At 35.3% G+C, this 23,636-nt stretch carries 22 protein-coding genes; 15 read left to right on the plus strand and 7 right to left on the minus strand.

What is annotated here, in order from left to right:
* Nucleotides 1-13: 13 nt before the first annotated feature.
* Nucleotides 14-727: a 3'-5' exonuclease gene (locus tag A9C19_RS08785; protein WP_072579597.1), complete on the minus strand. Its 714-nt coding sequence runs from the start codon at nt 725-727 to the stop codon at nt 14-16.
* A gap of 6 nt (nt 728-733) precedes the next feature.
* On the minus strand, nt 734-2,650 hold the full coding sequence (locus A9C19_RS08790; protein ID WP_072579598.1) for a DUF294 nucleotidyltransferase-like domain-containing protein: 1,917 nt from the start codon (nt 2,648-2,650) through the stop codon (nt 734-736).
* Between the two features lie 106 nt (nt 2,651-2,756).
* Here A9C19_RS08790 and A9C19_RS08795 point away from each other — a divergent pair, with 106 nt between their 5' ends.
* From A9C19_RS08795 to A9C19_RS08825, 7 genes are all read left to right on the plus strand, one after another.
* Complete coding sequence (locus A9C19_RS08795) at nt 2,757-3,395, plus strand: peptidylprolyl isomerase (RefSeq protein ID WP_072579599.1); 639 nt, start codon at nt 2,757-2,759, stop codon at nt 3,393-3,395.
* A 119-nt stretch (nt 3,396-3,514) separates the two neighbouring features.
* Nucleotides 3,515-4,156 (plus strand): DsbA family oxidoreductase, encoded by a 642-nt coding sequence (locus tag A9C19_RS08800; protein ID WP_072579600.1) that lies wholly within the window; start codon nt 3,515-3,517, stop codon nt 4,154-4,156.
* Nucleotides 4,157-4,581: 425 nt separating this feature from the next.
* The gene (locus A9C19_RS08805) at nt 4,582-5,481 is read left to right on the plus strand and encodes an HD domain-containing phosphohydrolase (RefSeq protein WP_072579601.1); all 900 of its coding nucleotides are present in this window, start codon (nt 4,582-4,584) and stop codon (nt 5,479-5,481) included.
* Between the two features lie 12 nt (nt 5,482-5,493).
* Nucleotides 5,494-5,814 (plus strand): 8-amino-7-oxononanoate synthase, encoded by a 321-nt coding sequence (locus tag A9C19_RS08810; RefSeq protein ID WP_072579602.1) that lies wholly within the window; start codon nt 5,494-5,496, stop codon nt 5,812-5,814.
* Between the two features lie 251 nt (nt 5,815-6,065).
* Nucleotides 6,066-6,692 carry a YitT family protein gene (locus tag A9C19_RS08815; RefSeq protein ID WP_083584327.1) on the plus strand — a complete coding sequence of 209 codons (627 nt, stop codon included), beginning with the start codon at nt 6,066-6,068 and terminating at the stop codon, nt 6,690-6,692.
* A 297-nt stretch (nt 6,693-6,989) separates the two neighbouring features.
* The gene (locus tag A9C19_RS08820; protein ID WP_072579603.1) at nt 6,990-7,973 is read left to right on the plus strand and encodes a ring-cleaving dioxygenase; all 984 of its coding nucleotides are present in this window, start codon (nt 6,990-6,992) and stop codon (nt 7,971-7,973) included.
* A gap of 2 nt (nt 7,974-7,975) precedes the next feature.
* A complete protein-coding gene (locus A9C19_RS08825) occupies nt 7,976-8,581 on the plus strand; it encodes an alpha/beta hydrolase (RefSeq protein ID WP_072581812.1) in 606 nt (201 codons plus the stop codon).
* Nucleotides 8,582-8,742: 161 nt separating this feature from the next.
* On the opposite strand, the gene A9C19_RS08830 is transcribed toward A9C19_RS08825, so the two are convergent.
* The gene (locus A9C19_RS08830; protein WP_072579604.1) at nt 8,743-9,411 is read right to left on the minus strand and encodes an SOS response-associated peptidase; all 669 of its coding nucleotides are present in this window, start codon (nt 9,409-9,411) and stop codon (nt 8,743-8,745) included.
* 143 nt (nt 9,412-9,554) lie between these two features.
* Between A9C19_RS08830 and A9C19_RS08835 the strand changes: the two genes are divergently transcribed.
* The 4 genes from A9C19_RS08835 (at nt 9,555) to speD (ending at nt 13,434) form a co-directional block, all read left to right on the plus strand.
* On the plus strand, nt 9,555-9,656 hold the full coding sequence (locus A9C19_RS08835) for a YjcZ family sporulation protein (protein ID WP_072579605.1): 102 nt from the start codon (nt 9,555-9,557) through the stop codon (nt 9,654-9,656).
* 221 nt (nt 9,657-9,877) lie between these two features.
* A complete protein-coding gene (locus A9C19_RS08840; RefSeq protein WP_072581813.1) occupies nt 9,878-10,669 on the plus strand; it encodes an aldo/keto reductase in 792 nt (263 codons plus the stop codon).
* Between the two features lie 159 nt (nt 10,670-10,828).
* Complete coding sequence (gene dacB / locus A9C19_RS08845) at nt 10,829-12,289, plus strand: D-alanyl-D-alanine carboxypeptidase/D-alanyl-D-alanine endopeptidase (protein ID WP_072579606.1); 1,461 nt, start codon at nt 10,829-10,831, stop codon at nt 12,287-12,289.
* 320 nt (nt 12,290-12,609) lie between these two features.
* Nucleotides 12,610-13,434, plus strand: a complete 825-nt coding sequence (speD, locus tag A9C19_RS08850) for an adenosylmethionine decarboxylase (protein ID WP_072579607.1) — start codon at nt 12,610-12,612, stop codon at nt 13,432-13,434.
* Nucleotides 13,435-13,701: 267 nt separating this feature from the next.
* On the opposite strand, the gene A9C19_RS08855 is transcribed toward speD, so the two are convergent.
* From A9C19_RS08855 to fdhD, 4 genes are all read right to left on the minus strand, one after another.
* The gene (locus tag A9C19_RS08855) at nt 13,702-13,971 is read right to left on the minus strand and encodes a DUF3986 family protein (protein ID WP_072579608.1); all 270 of its coding nucleotides are present in this window, start codon (nt 13,969-13,971) and stop codon (nt 13,702-13,704) included.
* A gap of 442 nt (nt 13,972-14,413) precedes the next feature.
* Nucleotides 14,414-14,647 (minus strand): hypothetical protein, encoded by a 234-nt coding sequence (locus A9C19_RS08860; protein ID WP_072579609.1) that lies wholly within the window; start codon nt 14,645-14,647, stop codon nt 14,414-14,416.
* A 12-nt stretch (nt 14,648-14,659) separates the two neighbouring features.
* Entirely contained in the window at nt 14,660-15,682 is a 1,023-nt protein-coding gene (moaA, locus tag A9C19_RS08865; RefSeq protein WP_072579610.1) for a GTP 3',8-cyclase MoaA, read from the minus strand.
* 25 nt (nt 15,683-15,707) lie between these two features.
* Complete coding sequence (gene fdhD, locus A9C19_RS08870) at nt 15,708-16,493, minus strand: formate dehydrogenase accessory sulfurtransferase FdhD (protein ID WP_072579611.1); 786 nt, start codon at nt 16,491-16,493, stop codon at nt 15,708-15,710.
* 523 nt (nt 16,494-17,016) lie between these two features.
* Between fdhD and A9C19_RS08875 the strand changes: the two genes are divergently transcribed.
* From A9C19_RS08875 to A9C19_RS08890, 4 genes are all read left to right on the plus strand, one after another.
* Nucleotides 17,017-18,288: an L-lactate MFS transporter gene (locus tag A9C19_RS08875; protein ID WP_072579612.1), complete on the plus strand. Its 1,272-nt coding sequence runs from the start codon at nt 17,017-17,019 to the stop codon at nt 18,286-18,288.
* Between the two features lie 72 nt (nt 18,289-18,360).
* Nucleotides 18,361-18,720: a Na-translocating system protein MpsC family protein gene (locus A9C19_RS08880; RefSeq protein ID WP_072579613.1), complete on the plus strand. Its 360-nt coding sequence runs from the start codon at nt 18,361-18,363 to the stop codon at nt 18,718-18,720.
* Between the two features lie 295 nt (nt 18,721-19,015).
* A complete protein-coding gene (locus A9C19_RS08885; protein WP_072579614.1) occupies nt 19,016-21,376 on the plus strand; it encodes an FdhF/YdeP family oxidoreductase in 2,361 nt (786 codons plus the stop codon).
* A gap of 420 nt (nt 21,377-21,796) precedes the next feature.
* Nucleotides 21,797-23,164 (plus strand): MFS transporter, encoded by a 1,368-nt coding sequence (locus A9C19_RS08890; RefSeq protein WP_233499257.1) that lies wholly within the window; start codon nt 21,797-21,799, stop codon nt 23,162-23,164.
* Nucleotides 23,165-23,636 lie beyond the last annotated feature (472 nt).

The raw sequence follows: 23,636 nt of genomic DNA on the forward strand, positions 1-23,636 counted from the left end.
GCGCTTTGATTACTCATATGTTTTTTAGCATATTACTAGTTTGAAGCCAATCCTTTGGAAAAAAATGAAGAAGCTTCACGAAAATTTCCGCCGTCATAATGGCATCATTTAATGCATGATGTCTGTCTCGTTCATTTATTTCTAATCGATCTACAAGTTCGTCTAAATAATTTCTTTCATCAGGAAAGACGAGATTAGCTAATTGATGAGAATCAATATAGACAGGTTGAAAGTTTGGTAATTGCCATTGTTTCATTGAAGTAGATAAAAAATCAATATCAAAAGTAGCAGGATGTGCAACAAGTACACTATTCTGACAATAGTCAATGAACTTTTTCACTCCAATTGGAAAGGAATCAGCATGATTAAGCAAATTTGGCGATAGCCCTGTTAATTCTACAATCTGCTTCGGAATTTTATTTAATGGCTTTATAATCGTATAAAAAGACTCATCAAAAAGAATTTGATTGTTTCTAACCTTTATTGCCCCAATTGAAATAATCTCATCCCCCATATGGGGAAAAAAACCGGTTGTTTCTAAATCAAAAATGGTAAACGTCGTGTGAGACAGCTCATCTAGTTTTATTTCGTTTTGCTTATTCATAAATACAGTAATTGCATTACTCGCATGCTGATGCTCTGGTAGCGAAACCATTTGTTTTATTTGATGTTTTAAAAATAATTGATCCCACAAATAATATTTTAATATCTTCAAATCGTTCGGCAAACTATGTTACACCACCCGGTTTCGATTAAAGCTAATTTTTGTTACTTGTTGCATTCGATGAGCTACCTGTAAGGCTTCTTTTAACCTCATTCGATCTTCTTTTGAAAGAGTCATAATCATAATGTCATTTGATACAGAAATACCTTGCTTCAGCTGGTTCAGATTATGAAGAAGGCGGTAATAATGAAAGTAATGTAAAGCTGTTTTTGCATTTTGAACATCACGCGGATGCATGGCTTGTATTTTTTTTAATTCATCTAACCTTTTTATTGTACTGACTTCATTTATTCCATATTTCATTGCATTAATTCTTGTAGAATAAATAATTTGAGTCAGTCCAGTTTTCTTAATATTAAGGAATTTGTTTTTTTGTTTTATATTTAATAATCCGAAAGGGTGGGAAGGGATTCTATATCGCAACGCATCTTTCATGAGCAATTGATGTAAAGTTTTGGATTTCTTTGTTGTTTCGGTTAAAAATCCCCTAATTTCCTCAGCTAATGAAAAATCTCCATATATAGGTCTGAAATCATAAAACATGGTAAAGTTTTGTATTTCTTGTGCATCTAATTCAGTTCTCCAAGTATGGATTTCTTCCTTCCACTTAGATAATGATTTACGCCATTTTTTTTCTTCGGCCATTATGCCACCTGTACATTTCGGAAAGCCAATATTACTTAAATAGTCATTTATTTTCCTAGAGAATAAAGTAAAGTAATGCTCAATTTGCTGTTTATTAGGTAGATGTTCGTAATCATGTAGAATTAATCCGTTGTCTTGATCAGTATGAAATCCTTGTTCATGACGTGCTTGACTTCCCATCGTAATAAAACAAAAGGTAATAGGAGGAGTACCATGTCCTTCTTTTTTCATTTCATTCAGTGTTAGCTTAATGACTTGCCTGTGAAGGTTATCATTATGATTCGTGATGGCTTCGGTTACATCGTAGGCATAACTTTCATTATTAAGAAGATCTGTTACAAAATCATGTAATACTAAATTTGAAATGGGTCCTTGTTTAGTCAAAATAGAAACGTTTGTAGCTTTTTTTACATTGTAAGTCAAATCTAAGTAATTCATATCTTCAAGGTTTAGAAAGGCTTTACTTGTTAAAACCCCAATTACTTTCCCATTTGTTGTTACGGGGATAAATTCAATAGGTTTGTTTTTAATAATGGACAAAGCCTCAAAAGAAAATGAATTCGTATTAACAGTTAATGGAGAAGGATTCATCCATTTCAGAACAGGGTCATGATGGTTTCCGTTGTTGGAAACAAAATTCATGATCTCTTGATTGGTCATTACTCCATTTAGTGTAGATTGATGATTACTCACAATTAAGCCGGTAGCTTCATTTTTCATGAGTATTGAGGCAGCCTCACTCATTTTTGTTTGTGAATCAATAAAATAAGGAGGAGTCATCAACTTGCTTACACGGGTTTTTAATAGGTTCATATGTTCATGATCATCTTGAACTGTATTATTTTTTATTTCATCATAGATGCTTTTCGTCCGTTCACCAATACTCTCCCAAATTACTTTAGAAAAATCAGTATTTCGTGTCATCATCTCATAAAAATGCTTCTTATTAAGCTTAAAAACCGTGCAATCCTCTAGAGCTTGCACAGAAAAATTTAATTCACCGCTAGTAAACATGACCATTAAGCCAATGATGTCACCCGGATAATAATAGCGAAGGGATAATTGTTTTCCATTTGAATGATGAAGGATATTTTTTGCTAATCCTGAAACGAGGAAAAAAAGATCAAGATGTTCGGCGGATTCATCTTCATGAAAAATTAATTCATTTTTAGAGAAAAATGCTTGTGTTGATTTATCTGCCATTTCTTTAAGCTGAATATCGGTTAATAATGTAAAAGGGTAGTAATCCTTTAAAAGATGATTTAACTCATTATGAACCACGTTAGACACCACCTATCCATATACTGTATACTTTTACCGTAACATACATAGCGATGAAAATAAAATGAGAGAAAAAAAGACTTAAAGTGAGGAATGAGGGTATCGTATGAGAAAAAAATTCATATTTAGTTTTCTTTTTTGTGTCTTATTAGTTGGATGTGGCGGAAAAGAAGAAATAAAGAGTAAGACAGAAGGGGAAAATCAAGCTCAACCGGAGACTATTGAACAAAACCCTATTGTTACTATGACTATGGAAAATGATGAGAGTATTAAAATAGAGCTATATCCAATGATTGCTCCAAATACAGTTAATAACTTTATTTCTCTTGCTGAGTCTGGATTTTATGATGGACTACTATTCCATCGCGTTATTCCAAACTTTATGATTCAAGGTGGAGACCCAAACGGTAACGGCACTGGTGGTCCAACTTATTCAATTAAGGGAGAATTCTCATCGAATGGGTTTGAAAATAATGTAAAACATGAACGTGGAATAATTTCAATGGCACGATCGCAGGCCCCTGATTCAGCAGGATCTCAATTTTTTATAATGGTAGAGGATACGAGCAGTTTAGATGGTGACTATGCAGCGTTTGGAAAAGTGATCGAAGGAATGGAAACAGTTGATTCTATAGTAAGTGTAAAGACCAATGATTCTGACAAGCCAATAGAAGAACAGAAAATCAAAGAGGTAACAGTTGATACTTTTGGCATTGATTATCCAGAACCAGAAAAACTCAAATAACTACCTATGAATAATGTATTAATGCATATTTCTTTACTCCTAAAAAAAGATCTTGTTATGATGTCATAGTACTTATAACCTGAGAAAGTATATGTAGTGAAAAGAAGGAGAATGTTTAGATGAATATTGAAGTATGGTCGGATATAGTATGTCCGTTTTGTTATATAGGAAAAAAACGTTTAGAACATGCATTAGAGAAGTTTCCATATCAAGATAAGGTTACAGTTGAATTTCGTAGCTTTGAATTAAATCCTAACGCTCCTATTCACCATGAAGGTGACTATGTTGATTTGTTAGCGAAAAAATACAATACATCAAGAGAACAAATGATTGAAATGAATCAACAGCTAACAGATCAGGCAAAGGAAGTAGGACTGACGTATCACCTTGATCGTGTAAAGCCGACTAATACACTAGATGCCCATCGATTACTACATTTTTCAAAAAAATATGGTAAAGAAAATGAAATGGTTGTTCGTTTATTTGATGCGTACTTTACGGAAGCAAAGCATGTAGCCGATCATGAGACGCTAGTTTCTTTAGCTAAAGATGTAGGGTTAGATGAAGTGGAAGTGAAGAAGGTTCTTGTAAGTAATCAATTTGAAGCAGATGTAAGACAAGAAGAACAAGATGCTCAAGATATTGGTGTGACAGGTGTACCTTTCTTTGTTATTAACCGTAAATATGCGATATCTGGTGCTCAGCCTACTGAGGTGTTTTTAGAAGTGTTAGAAAAAGTCTGGAATGAAGAAGAAGCTTAATCTCTGGTCCGAATAGTTCGCAACTATTCGGACCTTTCTTATTAATATTGCTGTGAATAATTAATATTTTTGCTCTTTGATAGGAGTGGAAAGAAGGCTAACAGACTCCTTACTACGAAAAGTGAAACTCTTTATAAGGAAATCTACAACCACGGTTAACTGAATGTAACATTGAATGTATCTAAGGCTATTTTCTTCCGAATATCATTTGTACGAACTTTCAATAGAGTAGCTAATAGTAAAATTGACATAGAATATCATAAGGGTTAATAGTCCTAGTTAATTAGTGAATAATGGAAAATTGTTGAGGTTATCCGGTTAAAAATATGGTACAATATTCATTTTCTTTAAAACAACTAGGCGAACGTTGTCGAAACTTGTATAATGGTGTAGCATATAAAACTTTTTAAGAAAGAGAGGTTTATATGAAGGAATTCGTCAACAAAAATGACTTTATCGAAACCGTCCAAATGAAGGGCTTAACAATTTCGTTAATAGCTTCGGGTGATCATACAGAAATCATTCATCATAAATTAGAAGCTCATACGAGATGGGCCTTAGAACCAGAAGAAGGCTGGACAGCCTTAGAATACTTATTCATCCTTTCGGGAGAATTAACCCTCATAAATAAGGATGGTCCTACCACTCTTAAAGCTGGTGACTCATTTTATCGATCTCCTGTTAATGAACATTTTGTCTTTCAGTCAACACAACCTACTGAATTCTTATATATTTCCTCACAACCTGTGTTTCATCGGTATAGCAATATTTCCAGAGATTTGGTGAAACTGGCCGTATCTATTGAAAAAAAAGATGGTTATACGAGTGATCATTGTGCTAGAATAAGTAAAATGTCTATGCAAGTTGGTGAAAAGCTAGGCTTGAATTCTAGACAATTATTAAGACTAAATATGGCTTCTTTTTTCCATGATATTGGGAAGATAAAAATACCTCTTGAGATTCTATTAAAACCGGGAGAGCTAACGAATAAGGAATGGGAAATTATGAAGCTTCACACTACCTATGGTAGAGAGGTTTTAGAAGAAACTAAATTACCCTTACTCATAGATGCTGGGAGAATTGTCGAACAACATCACGAACGGTATGATGGAAAAGGCTATCCATTTGGGTTGAAGAAAACTGAGATTGATATAGAGGCTTTTATTATTTCCGTAGTAGATTCATATGACGCGATGATAACGGATCGACCTTATAGTAAAGCAATGCCAAAAGAAGATGCGCTAACTGAAATCGTTGATTGTCGTGGCACGATGTATTCACCGGATGTAGTAGATGCTTTTATTTCTATACAACACATTCTATAAGGAGGATAAATGATGAAAAAGCTTGGACTTATCTTATTTGCATTATTATTTGTGGTTCTACTTAATGTGAACCCAGCTAAAGCTGCATATTTACCAGAATATGATAAATATGTAGAGGTTTCATACGAGGATGCTAGATACATAGCAGACCTAGTAGGTTTAAAAGGGATACCTCTTGGAGCAGAAACGGCAAAATTAAGTTTTGATGCACAAGAGAAACTCATTGCAAAAATAGAAGCTCGTTTAGGTAAAGAAATTGACCACTATTATATTTGGTTAACAGTAGATGGTGAAAAAGTACTAGGAATAGACCCACCAGTTCCGATGTTTTAATAATTACTCTTCCTTAGGAAGTCAGTAATTTATACGAAAACTAATAAAAACCTCCTCTTCATGTCAAGAGGAGGTTTTTATTTAGGAAGATAGAAAATAAGTAGAAGATGTATTGAATTAGTAACGTAGTTTACATTGTTAACAGGCTTTTCCTAATAAATCTAAGATTCCGAATAATCTTCAGTGTATTGACGGTTATGTATAGATTATATTAATTTTAAAGAAGGACTATAATTACTGGGGGAAAAAGCTTGGACATATTTAAAAAATTAGTAGTAGTTATTATGGGTTTATTTTTAACATCATTTGGGATTAAAATATTATCAGATAGTTTTTTAACGTTCGGTGGAACAGCGGGATTAGCAACGATTCTAACATATATGACTGGCTTTTCATGGGGTGTACTATTTTTCATTGTTAATCTTCCATTTTTCGCTATATCAATACAGGAATTAGGCAAATGGTTTACGTTGTCTAGCTTATTATCTATTACAGGGATCTCTTTTATAAGAGAGTGGTTTGATCTAGTTATACCTACTATTGGAATTCATCCACTGTTATCAGCTATTGTTGCTGGAGTCATAATCGGGATAGGTGTTACATTTGTCCTTAATAATGGCTCTTCCTTAGGTGGTATTCACATTTTAGGCTTATTTATTGATAAGAAGTTCGGTATTAATAGAGGTATTGTCCTGTTTGTATGTGATTCACTAATTATCCTGTTTGCGGTCGCTTTAGTTGGATGGAGTAGAGCTATTCTATCTATTCTATGCATCTTTATTGCTAGTAGTATTATCGGACGTTATAAAAAATCTCCAATTAAAGAGATGGAACGTGATCAAGAAGGTTCCTTCTCAGAAAATCGCTTAACTTCTTAAAAGAACTACTCTAAATTGGAGACAATTTAGGGTAGTTTTTTTTTCGGGATGGAAAGATAAAATAGTGTACTTTGCTTTGGTACCGAGCTCCAACGTCCATACTTGCAAAATGGTCAGGTGTTGAGTTCCAAAGCAGACCGTGCAAGTACAGTCGGTGTGAGATCTCCAAGCCTGTAGAATGCCGGTTATGTAATAAAGTTGACAGTCAAAGAACTTTTCACTATAATTTATCTTGAATTCGAGATATTAGTTTTTAAGAGATAATGTTGAAGTCGTATCATAAAGGATGTGTTGATTATGAATAGGAAACCATTGAAAGGAATTCACCATGTTTCTGCTTTAACAGCTAATGCCAGTGAGAATTTTTCTTTTTATACGAAATCGTTAGGAATGAGACTAGTTAAAAAAACAGTGAATCAAGATGATACAAGTGTATATCACCTGTTCTATGCAGATGAAAGAGGAAATCCAGGTACAGACTTAACCTTCTTTGAAATCCCACGAGCAGGTAGAACTTATCATGGAACAAATGCGGTGACAACTACTGGATTACGAGTGAAGTCGAATGATTCTCTCATCTATTGGAAAAAACGATTTGAGAAATTAACTATTGAACATGACAACATAGAAGTGTTGAAAGATAGAAAAACATTAGCGTTTAGAGATCACGAGGGTCAAAGGCTTCGACTTATCTCAGATGAAAATAACCAAGGGGTAGAGGGGGGAATTCCTTGGGAGGGAAGTCCAGTTTCTACTGAGCATGCTATAGTTGGCCTTGGTCCTGTTGAGTTAACAGTATCTCGTATTGAAAGGACTGCTAACGTGTTAACAGATGTATTAGGCTTTAGAGAAGGAGCAAGTTATACGAAACCTTCGACTCAACAAAATGTAAGAGTATTTGAAACAGGAGAAGGTGGAACAGGTGCTGAAATCCACTTAATTGAAGAGAGAGAAATGGAAAGAGAAAGGCCTGGGCGTGGAAGTGTGCACCATGTTGCATTTAGAGTTGAGAATACGGATGAATTGCATAAGTGGGTCAATGTATTAGATGAAAATCATCTTCCGAACTCAGGATTTATTGAACGTTATTATTTTCGTTCCTTATATTTTCGAGAACCGAATGGCATCTTATTTGAATTAGCAACAGATGGACCCGGTTTTGAAGGTGATGAAGATTTTGAAGTGTTAGGAGAAAAACTATCCTTACCACCTTACTTTGAGGAACGTCGTACTGAAATTGAAGCGAAGCTAAAACCATTACCTACTAAGGAAGGTGAATGATGATGGAACATATCTTTATTAAAGGAATAAATGAACAAGCCCCAACGTTATTACTTCTTCATGGAACTGGGGGAAATGAAAAAGACTTACTTCCACTAGCAGAAATGATCGACAAGAGTGCGAATGTCTTGGGAGTGAGAGGGAATGTAGTCGAGAATGGAATGCCTCGATATTTTAAAAGACTTGCTGAAGGGGTGTTCGACGAGGCAGATTTACTTTATAGAACGAAGGAGCTTTCAGATTTCTTAGATGATATGTCAAATACATATCAATTCGATAGAAAACAAGTCGTTGCGATCGGGTACTCAAATGGTGCAAATATAGCTGCTAGTATGATATTTCATGACCAACACGCATTCGCAGGGGCTGTATTGCTAAAGCCGATGGTACCGTTAAGAAATATAAAATTACCTAATTTGACTTCACTAAAAATTTTTATTGGGGCAGGGAAAAATGACCCTCTTATTCCAGGTAAGGAGACAATTGAGTTAAAAGAAATGCTTAGAAAAGCAGGTGCTCAGGTTGAGGAATACTGGGGAGAAGCAGGCCACCAATTAACCAGAGAAGAGATTCTTAAAGCAAAAGATTGGTTTGAAAAGAACTTTTAACAATGATACTAGTTTGTCGATAGAAGTATGAGGATTATGAAAAGATGCAGCTTAGTAGACTTCACGGAGGAATACACTTTAAGAAAAACGTTTAATTGAGCTATAAATGATAAAGGTGAGATTTCTGTTTCGTAAAATAGAGAATCACACCTTTTTCCATCTTATAAGCTATTTAATGGCTCTAGACATTCAGCTGTATCATTTTTTGGAGAATTAACAGAACTTGATACAGTGAAGCGTTCCATCGCATTTGAATGGTAAGGAACAAGGAATGATTTTAAGGAATGTATATCATGATAATCTCGATCTAACCAAAGATCCTGACACTGCTTCGGTAATATGACTGGCATTCGATCATGTACATCTTCTGTGATTTCGTTTGCTGTAGTAGTAATGATTGTACACGAAAAGAGCGGTTTTCCCCCATCATTCCATTTTTCCCATAGACCTGCCATGGCAAACGGCTTGCGATTCTTCATCACAAATCGGATCGGCTCCTTTTTAGTTCCGTCCTTTTTCCATTCAAAAAATCCATCAGAAAGGATTAGGCATCTTTGAGAAAGAAATGGTTTTTTAAAACTTGATTTTTCATCAATGGTTTCAGCACGTGCATTTATCATTTTATATCCAATTTTAGCATCCTTCGCCCATGGTGGTATAAGTCCCCATTTCATATACACTCCAATCCGTTCTTTTCTATTCGAACCAACGACTAGTATGTTTTGAGAGGGTGCGATGTTGTACCGTTCATACATCTCATCATCTAAACGAAAGTTGAACTCTTCTTGTAAAATTTCTTGGTCTGTTGCCAGAGAAAAACGCCCACACATCCTATTACCTCCTGAGATAAATGTTTTTTTCTATTGTACATGATTTAAACAAAAAATATAATTTTTGCCCAACTAGATTTTTACCCATAACGAAGTTAAGCCTCCCTACATATAGTAATACATAAAAAGCAGGAGGTGATATCATGAGTGGTGCAGGTGGTTACGGTGCAGGTTTTGCATTGATCGTTGTATTGTTTATCCTTTTAATTATCATTGGAGCTTCATATGTAGGTTATGGCTACTAATAAAGAAAAATAAGAGTAGAGAGCTTGGAGTTTTAACCTAAAAATTAAAACTTCAAGCTCTTTTCCATTAAAACTTCATAACCTCTATAAGGAATATGAGCATTTTGCTTTTCATTTCGTTTTCAATAAGTCATCATAGAGAGGTAGGAAAAAATGTCATAAGGGGTGTGTATACATTGATCCATTTACAAAGTACAACAACACTACATAATGGGGTTAAAATGCCTTGGTTTGGTTTAGGGGTATTTAAAGTCGAAGATGGACAAGATGTGGTCAATTCTGTTACCGCTGCCATTGAAAATGGTTATCGAAGCATTGACACAGCAGCTATTTATGGAAATGAAGAAGGCGTTGGTAAAGCAATTGCTGATTGCAATGTACCAAGGGAAGAGCTTTTCATTACAACAAAAGTATGGAATTCAGAACAGGGATATGATTCAACGTTAGCTGCTTTTGAAGAAAGTATGAATAAATTAGGGATTGATTATTTAGATTTATACCTTATACATTGGCCGGTTGCAGAGTATGGTTTGTATGTTGATACTTGGAAAGCGTTGGAAAAGCTATACAAAGATGGTCGAGTACGTGCAATTGGTGTAAGTAATTTCCAAGAGCACCACTTGCAAGATTTAATTGATCGATGTGAAATTGTTCCAATGGTGAATCAGGTAGAATATCATCCACGATTAACTCAAACGAAACTACATAATTTTTGTAAGGAACATCACATTCAATTAGAAGCTTGGTCACCCTTGATGCAGGGAGGCTTACTCGATGATCCTACATTAACTGAGATTGCACAAAAGTACAACAAATCAACAGCACAAGTAATCTTACGATGGGATCTGCAAAATGAGGTTGTTACAATACCAAAATCAGTAAAATCCCACCGTATTGTAGAAAATGCTAACATTTTTGATTTTGAGTTATCTAATGACGATATGGACCGCATTCATGCACTTAACCAAGATAAGCGCGTTGGTCCAAATCCTGACGAATTTAACAAGAGATAAAGAAAAAGCAGTGAAACCTATTCGTTTCACTGCTTTTTCTGCTTCTAATTCATAAATGAAGATATGTATGACAGGTGACTAGGAAAAGGAGATGAATAGAGGTGCTTAACAATGAGATGATAATAGATATATCTACGGTGCATAGAAAGGTTCGTTGAAATGAAAACATATAAATATTTATGTAGAATCTTATTATTTATCCTTGCTTCTATGTCATGTTCATTGACTGTTGCCGAAGCAAGTCTGCCTTCGAGTGAATCCATAACTGAAAGGTTAGATGCTCTCCCGCAATTACGTGGAGCAAGTATCGCCGTAAGCATTCGGTCTATACAAACTGGTGAAATTTTATATCAATATAATGGTGATAAAAGGCTTTCTCCAGCCTCGAATATGAAGCTATTTACAGGAGCTGCAGCCCTTCAAATGTTGGGATCAAAACATACTTTTCATACAGAAATTCATACAGATGGAAAACAAAAATGGAAGGTACTACTCGGAAATCTATATCTTGTGGGAAAAGGTGATCCAACTTTAACCAAAGCTGAATTAGATCAATTTGCAAAAGCTTTAAAAGAGCAGGGGATAGACTATATAAGTGGAGATCTAATTGGTGACGATTCTTGGTATGATGATGTGAGGTATTCAATTGATTTGCCTTGGAGCGATGAACAAACATACTATGGAGCCCCGATCTCTGCATTAACTACCTCACCAACAAACGATTATAATGCTGGATCCATTCTAATTACGATTACACCAAGCGATTCCATTGACGCAGCCCCACTAGTACAATTAACACCGCCAACAACCTTTGTCTCAATAAAAAACAATGCGAGAACAACAAAATCAACGAGTAAACCAACGATTAAATTAAATCGTAACCATTTAACTAACACTGTCGAGATTGTTGGGGAAATACCAATAGCCTATCCAGCGGTAAAAGAGTCGATAGCTATTACCAATCCAACAAATTATACACTAACTCTTTTTCAAGAATCTTTAGAAGAGCAAGGAATTAAAGTGTTAGGGAGCTTAAAGAGAGGGGAAGTACCAAATAAAACGATCAGAATGTTGGACCGAGCTTCAGTTCCGTTAGAAGAGTTAGTTGTTCCCTTTATGAAACAGAGCAATAATACTATAGCAGAAATACTCATTAAGGAAATGGGGAGAAAAGGAGAAGGGGAAGGTAGCTGGTATAGTGGTTTAGCTATAGAAAAGAAGATATTAACTGAAATGGGAGTATCCTTAAACGACATGGTGTTTCGAGATGGTTCTGGTATTTCCCATTTAAACTTAACAACGGCAAATACTGTAACGAACCTCTTATTTGTTGCTCAAGATCAACCATGGTTTCACTCTTTTTATAAATCCCTACCTGTAGCAGGGATTGAAGAAAAACAAATAGGAGGTACATTAAAGGGAAGGTTTATTGATTCTCCATTTAAAGGAAAAATAGTGGCAAAGACGGGTTCACTAACGAATGTAAGTAGCTTATCAGGGTATTTAGGAAATGGAAGAGAGAGGGAGTATATTTTTGCGATTATGATGAATCATTTAAGTGAAAATCAGGATGGAAAAGAAATGGAAGAAAAAATCATAAATTTACTTTTTAATGAATAGGCATGGTTTCTGATTCACCTCTATATATTTAGTTATTATCAAAAATGAAGCAGGTTAGTAAGATCTAGCGAGCGTGATCATTTCATCTTTATGTCATCCGAAAACGTTGAGAAATTCTTTTGATAGTGTCTTCCGGAAGCTCTTCAATAACAGAAGTATTAGATCAATTGTGATGAAGCTATGTATAACAACTCTTGTAAGAAACGACTTGTAGCTAAGGCAAACTTTAAAATCCTTGCTTTTAAAATGATTTTTCAAGAGAAAAAATGGGTATGTTAGTAATATAGTAAGGTTCGGAAACCGGATAGGGGGAAAAGTAAATGAAGCTAACACCTGAGCAAAGAATCCAGTTACACGGGTTTAATAATCTTACAAAGTCTCTAAGCTTTAATATGTATGATATTTGTTATACGAAAACAAAAGAGGAAAGAGAAGCCTATATTGAGTATATTGATGAGCAATATAATGCTGATCGATTAACAACCATTCTAGAATCAGTTACAGACATTATTGGTGCTCATGTTTTGAATATTGCTAAACAAGATTATGTACCACAGGGTGCAAGTGTCACCATTTTAGTATCGGAAGGACCTGTAGTTGAGGTACCGAATGGCTCGTTTGATGAATCACCTGGACCTCTTCCTTCTGCTGTTGTCATGGGGTTGGATAAAAGCCATATTACAGTTCATACATATCCTGAGTATCATCCAAATGAAGGGATTAGTACGTTTAGAGCAGATATCGATGTCTCGACATGTGGAGAAATTTCGCCTTTAAAGGCGCTCAATTATCTCATTCATTCCTTTGATACAGATATTATGACAATGGACTATCGAGTTAGAGGGTTTACAAGGGATATTAACGGTCATAAGCTATTTATTGATCACGATATAAGTTCAATCCAGAACTATATACCTGAAAAAGTAAAAAAACAATTTCATATGATTGATGTAAACATTTATCAAGAAAATATCTTTCATACGAAATGTAAGCTGAAGAAATTTGATTTAAACAATTACCTGTTTGGTTATACAAAGGACAAATTAAGTGAAGCAGAACAGGAGCAAATAACAGATAGCTTAACAAAAGAAATGGATGAAATTTTCTATGGGAAGAACATCGTCGATACACACAAAGAGGATTGAGTTTATTTTTAGGTTTGGATAAAAATTGACTATACTCTAATCTTTATCAGCGATTTAAGCCACATTGTTCTTGAAATTCAATACCCGAAGTAAATCAACCATAAAACGCTTGGATTTCCAGGCGTTTTTTATTACATATCTTATCTATATTTTACATTTTCGAGCAAAATAAGAACCGAGCTTAAAAACAGGATATTACTCTAACAAAATAGTTTCTTTCGGTGTATGTTTGTTAACTGGGCTATTGTTCGTTTTTACTTGTAATTGCTATATCCGTACCAACCTTTGATTTAATAACCACTGTTCAAATACTAGGGCACCGTCTTGATAATCAAGATCCTCAGTCTCTATTGAAAAAATGTGATAACCGACCCCTTTTAATTCTGTCTTTGAGACAGTATTGTTAAAATCATATTGTTCGAAATCAAAGAAGATATCCCAAATATCTTGTGATTGTCTTTTAAATGCGACAGCTTCTAAATCAAAGCCATCTTCATAATAACCTATGTGTAAATGGTATTTATCGTCATATATCACTTTTAAACCCCTCACTTAAAAATCAAAATTAAATTCATAAAAATAGTAAATTTTTACAAGTGTAGACTACATCCATACTAGTGAATCAACTTTATATAAGTCTTTCTTAAATAGGTGGACATGTCAAGCGTATATAAAAAGTCGAGTAACTTTTCTGACATTAGTGATGGTATTCTTAAAGGACGTTTTAAAATAAACCTATTGATTTCAAAAACATAAAAAACTACCAATAAAGATAAAAGGATTAACATAGCAGTTTACCTATCTTCCTAATCTAAATGATCAGACGTTTGTTATAGCGTGAGAGATAAAAATTGATCGGCTCATTCCCCTTATTTCTCCATATTTTAGCTAGAAACGAAGGTGAATTTTTGAAGCCAATAGCATTAAAAACACCAGGAAGACTTCAAACTCTCACTGGTGTTTTTGTTATTCTAGTATACTAAATAGTTAAAAATGAAAAGAATTTCTCATTTCGTATTTTTTTATCTTCTTCAGATGCAAGGTCATATTTTTTTAGTAAATGAAATAGTTCATTTAATTGCTTTTGATGACAACCTTTTTGTAGGTATAACTCTGTATGCTTCATAATTTCGTTAGGTAAGTGAGACGATTGTTCAGCGAGCTTTTTCTTTACGTCTTCTAATGTGTGATCGAGCTTGCAAGTTGAACTCATGTAAAATTCCTCCTAGCCTCCGATGTGTGACATCTCTATTTTCTTACGTGTTGCTGAAGTTTCACTACGTTCTAAAGAGTATTTATCGTCTCTTTTAAACCAGATGTTTTCAAGGAGTTCGGTTAACTCGTCATTTGATAAATCAGAGCGGATTGGTTCACGTAAATCATGTCCTTTAGAAGCAAAGAGACAAGTATATAACATACCATTTGCTGATAATCTTGCTCGGTTACAGGTCGAACAAAATGCGTCTGATACAGAAGAGATAACGCCAATTTCATCGTTAGCCCCTTGATAACGATATCGTGTAGCCACTTCTCCTGTATAGTTAGGTTCAATTGGTTCGAGTGGCATAATTTTGTGAATATCCTCTATGATCTCTTTCTTAGAATAAACATCTTTTAAATTCCATTTATTTGTATTTCCGACGTCCATAAATTCAATGAATCGTAAAATATGACCTTTTTCTCTAAAGAATTTTGCCATAGGAACAATTTCATGATCATTCATTCCGCGTTTCACTACCATGTTTATTTTTACTTTTAAACCGGCTTCTGCTGCTGCATCAATACCATCAATAACTGTCTGAACAGTAACCCCTCTACCATTAATCTTTCCAAATACTTCATCTTGTAGGGAGTCGAGACTAATTGATACACGATTTAATCCTGCAGCCCTTAGTTCTTTAGCGTATTTTGGAAGGAGGGAACCATTTGTAGTCATGGCAATATCTTCTACCCCTTCAATCTCATTAAGCTTTCTAATGAGGGAGGGTAGATCTTTTCTCATTAAAGGTTCTCCGCCTGTTATTCTTATCTTTTGAACACCGAGCGATGAAACAAAGATTTTAGCTAGTCGTTCAATTTCTTCGTAAGATAAAAGTTCCTTCCTTTTTAAGAAAGGATAATCCGGTCCAAAAATTTCAGCAGGCATACAATATGTACACCTAAAATTACATTTATCCGTTACCGATATTCGTAAATCACGAAGGGGGCGATTGAAGTAATCGTATATTGGGTTTTTTGAAGAGTTCATTCTAATACCTCCTTCACTGTACTTTCTAGTTTTCTACAATTCTTTCTGGGTGGGAATACACATTAAATGCATTTCCTCGTATAAAGCCAACTGCCGTTATATTTAAGTCATGCGCCATTTTAATAGCTAAGTCTGTAGGAGCGGACTTTGATAAGACAATGCCAACCCCAATTTTTGAGGCTTTTACCAAGACCTCAGAAGATATTCGCCCACTAAAAACGATGATTTTATCTCTAACGGGCATTCTTGTTAAAATACTATATCCAAATAATTTATCTAATGCATTATGTCGACCAATATCTGTACGACTGACTAATAATTCATCAGCTGTACATAGGGCAGCATTGTGAACGCCACCTGTATGTTGGAAGACCTTACTACTTGCTTGCATATCATTCATTAATTGAATGCAAGTACTAGCGTTAATCTTTATAGTTGAGGTCGATGTTTTAGCTGTTTTAACATCATTTTGCAAGTAGAATTGGCGACTTTTACCACAGCAAGATCCGATAAAACGTTTTGAATATTGTTGTTGATGAACGGTTATGTTGTGGTTTAATGTCACATACGCGAAGCCTGCATCTTCATCGATTCGTAAATCTTTGATGTCATCGTGAAATCTAATAACCCCCTCAGAAGCAAGGAAACCAATAACCATTTCATCAAAGTGTGTTGGTGTACAAACCAGTGTTGCGAATTCCTCGTCATTCACAAATAGTGTTAAAGGATATTCTGATACAATGGTATCTTCTGTTTCGTATAGTCGATCATTCTGAAATTTAATAATCTTGTAGTTGTTACTAACATTCATAATTCCATCACCTTAGATTGTAAGATTACTAAAGTATAAACACATTCTGTTTTTTTAAACAAGTAGAAAAGTTAGCTAAACACAATTGCCAAGGTAAGAGGAGGAATAAAAAAATTTAAATAGCTTATTGCATATTAGGAATTGCCATGTTAAGATTTTTTTACAAAGTTCATGATTTTGTAACATCTTGTTCTCCGTGATAGCGATCCTGTCTACGGTTCAATTTGTTATGAAAATGTAAGCGATTAACTGTTGGTCCGATAGTAGCGATTCCTGCTTGAAACTAACCGTCAATCACCGAAGGCTTGTAAATGTATCATTTACACCTTTTGGAGATTGGCGGTTTTCTTTGTTGTTTAGAAGTTTTATAGCTTCTAGTAGCGTGCACGATAAGATTTGCTTTTATTTTGATAAAAAATGGTTCATATAACAAACTACATAACCTCCAAATAGGTCGAATGTAGTTCACCTTCTTTAAGTTGAAGGTTCAAATGAATGTATGAAGTAGATAGGGGATGTATTTGTGAAAAAGACAAAAAATCGTTGGCTTATTGCAGCTTCTGCTGTAGGAATTCACATTTCAATTGGATCAGTTTACGCATGGAGTAACTTTACAAATCCATTAATGAATGAATTTGGATGGACATCACAGCAAGTTCAACTAACATTTAGTTTAGCAATTTTATTTCTTGGTTTATCAGCTGCGTTTTTAGGACATTTTGTTGAAAAATATGGTCCAAAAGCAGCTGGACTTCTTGCGGCAGGCTTTTTTGGAGTGGGCGTGATTGGTGCAGGTTTAGCTGTAAATCTAGGATCACTACCATTTTTATATATTACTTATGGTGTCCTTGGAGGAATAGGTCTTGGAGTAGGGTATATTGCACCTGTTTCCACACTAGTTAAATGGTTCCCTGACCGAAGAGGTCTAGCAACTGGACTTGCTATTATGGGTTTCGGATTTGCAGCAGCCATTAGTAGTCCTATAATGGAAGTATTAATCAATTCTGTTGGTACAGCAAACACTTTTTATATTCTAGGGGTTTCTTATTTAGTCATTATGACGTTATCTTCATTATACCTAGAAAAACCACCAGCTGGTTGGGCTCCTGCAGGTTTTAATGATAAAGTAAAAGCAGGAAAATCAAGAATCAAAGAAGATTTATCTCAATTAACTGCTAATGAAGCGATTAAAACATCAAGATTCTACTATTTATGGTTGATGCTTTTCATAAATGTTACATGTGGTATCGCCATTCTATCTGCTGCAAAGCCTTTAGCCCAGGAAAGTATAGGGTTAACAACAGCAGAAGCGGCAGCACTTGTTGGAATATTAGGGATTTTTAATGGACTTGGGAGAATAGGTTGGGCCTCTGTCTCTGACTTTATCGGTCGTCCCAATACATATACAACGTTCTTCGTCTTACAAATTATTTTATTTGCCATTTTGCCTCATACACAAGAAGCATTTCTATTCCAGGTTATGCTAGCAATCGTATACACGTGCTATGGTGGTGGTTTTGCTGCTATTCCTGCCTACATCGGGGATTTATTTGGAACAAAACAGCTTGGTGCCATTCATGGCTATATCTTAACTGCTTGGGCAGCTGCAGGTTTAGCGGGTCCAATGTTTGCTGCTTGGATGAAGGATACGACGGGAAGCTATGCAACTAGCTTAACTTTCTTTGCAGGTATGTTTGTTATTGCTTTAGCTATTTCCTTGTTAATACGTCGTGATATTAATAAGCTTCGAAGAGAGAATGCTGTTAAGGCTTCAAGTAACACAATAGCAGGTTAATTCTTCTTTCCAATTCGTACTACTTATGATAAAATACCTCATGCTAATACCTCTATTAGGTAGGAGGGGACCATGAATAAGTACGAAGCAGAATTTAGTAATATAGTTCGTTCCTTCAGAAAAAAGCATATGGGAAAAGGACCTAGTAAGATTACAACGACCTTTTGTAAAAACTGGGCAATATGTGAAATGGAAGGGAATTTATCGCCTGTTGAAAAATTTATTGCTAGTGCAGATGAGGGGAAACAAGCCTTACGTGCAGCAAGAACTGAAATGGTTAAACAAATGTATAAAAAAAATCCGCCGATAGAGATGGAAGAATTTCTAGGGTGCAAATACGTAGATCTTTTTGTAGATATCGATATTGATCGAGATTTTGGAATGTCAATATTCGTTTTTAATGAAGATATACAGGAAAAATTTAATAAATAGGTATGGCACTTAGTAGCGACCCTGCAAAAGACTAACCACCGTTATAAGCACAACTTCATTAGGATCTGGAGGTGTTTGACGGTGGTTTTATTATTTTTTTAGATGGAAAGACTAAGAAGTTAGCTGATTGAGAAATCTATTTTATTTACTTAGCTGACGAGGAAATCTAGCCTACTGCTAATATGACAAATTGTCAGTAGGCTAGATTTTCTCTACTTATAGTATTGGAAGATATGAAAGCAACACTTCATCTTAAACGTTTCTTTCATAGTTTAATAGACAAGGAGTGATTTTAATGGGAGAGACAAAACATCAAGGACCAATTAAAGCAACGAAAACACCACAACCAAAGCATTGGGTAAGCCCAGTTCCGTTTGGACTAGGAAAAGTTAAGCCACAACATTTTCGCGACACAATGAAAATAGCATGGGATAACCGAGATAATCTTGGATATGCTACAAGAATTGTTACACAAGGTGTTTGTGATGGCTGTGCTTTAGGTGTGTCTGGTTTATATGATCAAACCTTAAAAGGACCACATATGTGTACGACTAGATTAAACGTGTTACGTCTAAATACAATGCCTGCTTTAAAAGAGGAAATTGTCCATGCGGATATAGATGAATTGCGTAAGTATAGCAGTACTGAGTTAAGAAAATTGGGAAGAATCCCTTATCCGCTCATTCGTAGAAAAGGTGAACGAAAATTCTCTCGACTCACGTGGGATGAAGCAATGGATATTATTGCAAAAAAAATGAAACAGCTAGATCCAAAGCAATACGGGTTTTATTTAACTTCACGAGGTATTACTAATGAATCTTACTATGTGGCAGCTAAAGTCGCAAGATTTCTAGGTACAAATAATATTGACAATGCGTCAAGGATTTGTCATTCACCAAGTAAAACAGCATTAAAGCGTTCTATTGGAGTAGGTGCTTCAACGGCAAACTATCAGGATTGGTTTGGAACAGATGTCTTATTATTCTGGGGAAGTGTTGCTTCAAATGCATCACCAGTATCCACAAAATATATGCTGGAAGCAAAAAAACTCGGAGCGAAAATCATTGTTGTTAATCCATATAAAGAGCCTGCATTAGACAAATACTGGATTCCATCCAATATGGAATCTGCGTTATTCGGAACAAAATTGGCTGATGATTTCTACCAGGTTAATATTGGTGGTGATATTGCCTTTATGCATGGAATTATGAAGCATTGGTTTGAAATGGAAGAGAAAGAATATGGTTCAGCGATTAATCATGAATTCGTCCAACAGCATGTGAATGGATTTGATGAATTAAAAGAAACTGTTATGCAGCAATCTTGGGAGGAGATTGTGAAATCTTCTGGGGTTTCAAGAGAACGTATTGCTGAGTTAGCTGTATTACTAGCCAATAGTAAAAATGCTGTATTTGCTTGGGCGTTAGGCTTAACAATGCATTCATTTGCGACAGATAATATTTCACAGGTTGCAAACCTTGCCCTTTTACGTGGTTATTTAGGACGCAAGTATAATGGGTTAATGCCATTCCGTGGACATTCTTCTGTACAAGGATCGGGTGAAATGGGAGCAGATCCATTTGTTCTTCCTGGTAGTGGCTTTGATCCGGAAAATGCTGAACGTATGGAACGTATATGGGGCTTTGAACTTCCTAAATGGCAGGGTGATATAGTTGGTGTTACTTTAGAGAATATCATGCTACCAGAGGATCATGAAAGAAAAATTAAGCTCTATTACTTATCTGGAGGTAACTTCTTAGAAACGATGCCGGATCCTGATTTTATTGAAAAAGCACTAGCTGAGCTAGATATTCGAGTTCATCAGGATATTATTTTTAATACTTCAACACTTGTTGATGCAAAAGAAGCGGTCATCGTACTACCTGCAAAAACAAGGTACGAACAAGATGGTGGTGGTACTTCAACATCTACAGAACGAATGGTTTATTTCTCTCCTGAAATTGAAGGGAATAAAAATCTTATTGAAGAAGCTCGTTCTGAATGGAAAATATATATCGATCTTGCAAAACGTGTAAAACCTGATACAGCCCACTTAGTTGACTTTCAATCAGGTCAAGAGATTCGAGACGAGATTGCGATTGCCAATCGGGACTATGATGGAATCCAGCATCTGAAAAAGCAAGGAGATGTGTTCCAGTGGGGGGGAGCATGGCTTTGTGAAGGTGGAATATGCCCAACTCCTGATGGAAAAGGCAACTTAATTTCTGTTGAAATTCCTGACTTAAACAAAAAAGATGGTCAATTTATAGTGACTTCTAGACGTGGGAAACAATTTAATTCAATGGTGTACAAAGAAGTAGATCCTTTTAATAAAGCAGAACGTTATGATGTATTAATGAATGCTCAAGACGGTAAAAGATTAAGTGTAGCAGATGGTGAAGGAATTGTTGTTTATAATGGATTTGGTGTCTTCCAAGGAAGAGCGAAGTTTGTTGATATAGCACTTGGAAATATTGAAGTTCATTTCCCAGAAGGTAACTTCTTATTACCGAGAGGACGTTATGAAAAGTATGCAGGAATACCAGATTATAATATCACCGCAACTGTTGAAAAAGCTGATCGATATAATGCACGTAAAGATGTTCAATATCAAGAGAAGCATATTGAAGATCTAGAAGTAAATGCACCAATGTAACAATATATCCTAATTAGATAGGAAGAGGTGTTCTCCCTATATAGAGATAAACCTTGTAGGCACAAGGAAAATCGACACTTAGGTAGAATCGTTAATGCAAACAGTCTTTTACAAAGGAACTGGAATGAACTAGTTTTATTTAAGGAAAAGAGGCTGGGACAGAAGTGCCTGGCACCTTATCGTAACGACTATATGTACGCACTGATTTATCTAGTGCACACAATAGTTTGTATCGGAGGGTGCCTGGTTCTTTGTTTTGTCCCAGGCTCTTTTTTCATTTTCTTACATTTATTAATTGTCACAATCGATGCTCCTCATCATTCATTTCATGGAGAAAGATATTTAGAGTTCCGAAGCATTTTACTTTCCTTTTACCTGCTAGAAGTCGTATGATATGTAGGGTTAATTTTAAAGAAAAAGGTGATTCATATATCTTCTCAAACGTTAGAAAAAACAACATCCAATGAAACCATTGATGAAAATAAGGTAATCTTATTATGGAGTTTTACAGTATGGCTTGTTGTTATGAACACAACGATGTTTAATGTAGCACTGCCTAGTGTGTTAAGTGATTTGTCTCTTAAAACTGCAACAGCATCATGGATTGTTTCTGGATATTCTATTGTATTTGCTATTGCAACTTTAACATTCAGTCGTTTATCAGATTTTATTCCTATTTCAAGATTATTATTTATTGGTTTAGGTCTCTTAAGTATAGCTTCAATTGTCGGTTTTTTATCAAACTCATTTAGTATCCTTCTCCTAGCACGATTATTTCAAGCAGCAGGTGCAGGGGCTGTGCCTGGATTAGCGATGGTCCTAGCTAGCCGTTATATTCCTGTTTCGCGACGAGGGAAGGCTATGGCATTAATTGCTTCTGCTTCATCGTTAGGGTTTGGTTTAGGTCCGGTACTTGGTGGAGCGATAACGAAATACCTAGGGTGGAATTATTTATTTGCAGTAACCGGATTAGTTGTACTTATGATTCCAATTTTTAAGAAGCTTTTACCTTTAGAAGAGGTGAAAAAAGGAAAGTTTGATACCGTCGGTGGAGTGCTAACTGCTGTAGCCGTTACAGGATCACTCTTGTTTCTATCAACCTTTTCTTATCTTACTCTTTTTATCACACTCTTTTTTTTGGTATTGCTATGGAAACATGTAAAGAAAGTAGACCTACCGTTTATACAGCCTAGATTATTAAAAAATAAGCAATATTTAAAATTGTTATTTATCGGATTCACTGCATTTATTACTCATTTTTCTGCCTTATTTTTAATGCCTATTATCTTAACAAATGAATTTAATAAAGATGCAGCCGAAGTTGGTCTGATCATTTTTCCAGGAGCAATCCTTTCTGCCGTGGCAGCACAGTTTATTGGGCGAGTAATCGATCAATTTGGTAACAAGCCAATCATTCTTTTTGGTCAATTCTTTTTATTACTATCTACCATATTGTTTGCTTTTCTATCGACAATCACACCTTATTTTATACTCTTTACTTACATGTTTATGAGTACCGGCTTTTCTGCGTTAACATCTAGTGTATCAAATGAAGTCTCGAGAATTCTTCCCAAGGATGAGATTGGTACTGGAATGGGAATGGCACAGTTAATTCAATTTTTTGGTGGGGCATTTGGTGTTACATTGACAGGTATGTTAATGACGATTCAAAAAGGAATTGAGGTACATTTGATTTATCGTAATATATTTTTGTTCCTTTTACTCCTTATTATTTTAGCAGTTGTAATGTTTAGTTTATATATGAAAACAGAAAAGAAGACAGGGTAATATATCCTTCAATGTAAAATGAGATAAAACCTCTTTCTTATTGCATACAGTGGTAGAAACAGATAAAGGGAGAATGGAATAATATCCAAAAAAAGAGAAGACCAACCCTTCATGCTGAGCCTTGTAATGATTCCTATAGATGAATCAATTGTGACTGAAGCGAATGATAGAAGAAGCCATCGACTGCATAACGCTCCTATAGCTGGAGTAGAAGATAGAAAAAGTGAGAAATCGAAGGTCTAGGTGATAAAGATTGTCGTAAAGCCATTCAATTTAGTAATGAATGGGAAATAAATATTCATGGAGAGGCTGACCCAATAGTCTAGGTTTTAGACCTTGGGTTAGCTTTTTTTCTTCCTCACTTCCCGGAGGAGTCAAGTGTCTTCCGCTCCATTCCACTAACAATTTAACATCAATATTGTAACAATCTATGAATACACAGTCATCTATTCACTGAGTGGCTTCCATAAAA

Origin of the sequence: Bacillus weihaiensis (assembly GCF_001889165.1) — a bacterium.
Taxonomy (GTDB): Bacteria; Bacillota; Bacilli; order Bacillales; family Bacillaceae; genus Metabacillus; species Metabacillus weihaiensis.

Excerpts from the sequence above, each read along its gene's own strand:
- A9C19_RS08795 (WP_072579599.1), top strand. The coding sequence starts at position 2,757 with ATGAGAAAAAAATTCATATTTAGTTTTCTTTTTTGTGTCTTATTAGTT.
- A9C19_RS08800 (WP_072579600.1), top strand. The coding sequence starts at position 3,515 with ATGAATATTGAAGTATGGTCGGATATAGTATGTCCGTTTTGTTATATA.
- A9C19_RS08805 (WP_072579601.1), top strand. The coding sequence starts at position 4,582 with ATGAAGGAATTCGTCAACAAAAATGACTTTATCGAAACCGTCCAAATG.
- A9C19_RS08810 (WP_072579602.1), top strand. The coding sequence starts at position 5,494 with ATGAAAAAGCTTGGACTTATCTTATTTGCATTATTATTTGTGGTTCTA.
- A9C19_RS08820 (WP_072579603.1), top strand. The coding sequence starts at position 6,990 with ATGAATAGGAAACCATTGAAAGGAATTCACCATGTTTCTGCTTTAACA.
- A9C19_RS08825 (WP_072581812.1), top strand. The coding sequence starts at position 7,976 with ATGGAACATATCTTTATTAAAGGAATAAATGAACAAGCCCCAACGTTA.
- A9C19_RS08830 (WP_072579604.1), bottom strand. The coding sequence starts at position 9,411 with ATGTGTGGGCGTTTTTCTCTGGCAACAGACCAAGAAATTTTACAAGAA.
- A9C19_RS08835 (WP_072579605.1), top strand. The coding sequence starts at position 9,555 with ATGAGTGGTGCAGGTGGTTACGGTGCAGGTTTTGCATTGATCGTTGTA.
- A9C19_RS08840 (WP_072581813.1), top strand. The coding sequence starts at position 9,878 with ATGCCTTGGTTTGGTTTAGGGGTATTTAAAGTCGAAGATGGACAAGAT.
- dacB (WP_072579606.1), top strand. The coding sequence starts at position 10,829 with ATGAAAACATATAAATATTTATGTAGAATCTTATTATTTATCCTTGCT.
- speD (WP_072579607.1), top strand. The coding sequence starts at position 12,610 with ATGAAGCTAACACCTGAGCAAAGAATCCAGTTACACGGGTTTAATAAT.
- A9C19_RS08860 (WP_072579609.1), bottom strand. The coding sequence starts at position 14,647 with ATGAGTTCAACTTGCAAGCTCGATCACACATTAGAAGACGTAAAGAAA.
- moaA (WP_072579610.1), bottom strand. The coding sequence starts at position 15,682 with ATGAACTCTTCAAAAAACCCAATATACGATTACTTCAATCGCCCCCTT.
- fdhD (WP_072579611.1), bottom strand. The coding sequence starts at position 16,493 with ATGAATGTTAGTAACAACTACAAGATTATTAAATTTCAGAATGATCGA.
- A9C19_RS08880 (WP_072579613.1), top strand. The coding sequence starts at position 18,361 with ATGAATAAGTACGAAGCAGAATTTAGTAATATAGTTCGTTCCTTCAGA.
- A9C19_RS08885 (WP_072579614.1), top strand. The coding sequence starts at position 19,016 with ATGGGAGAGACAAAACATCAAGGACCAATTAAAGCAACGAAAACACCA.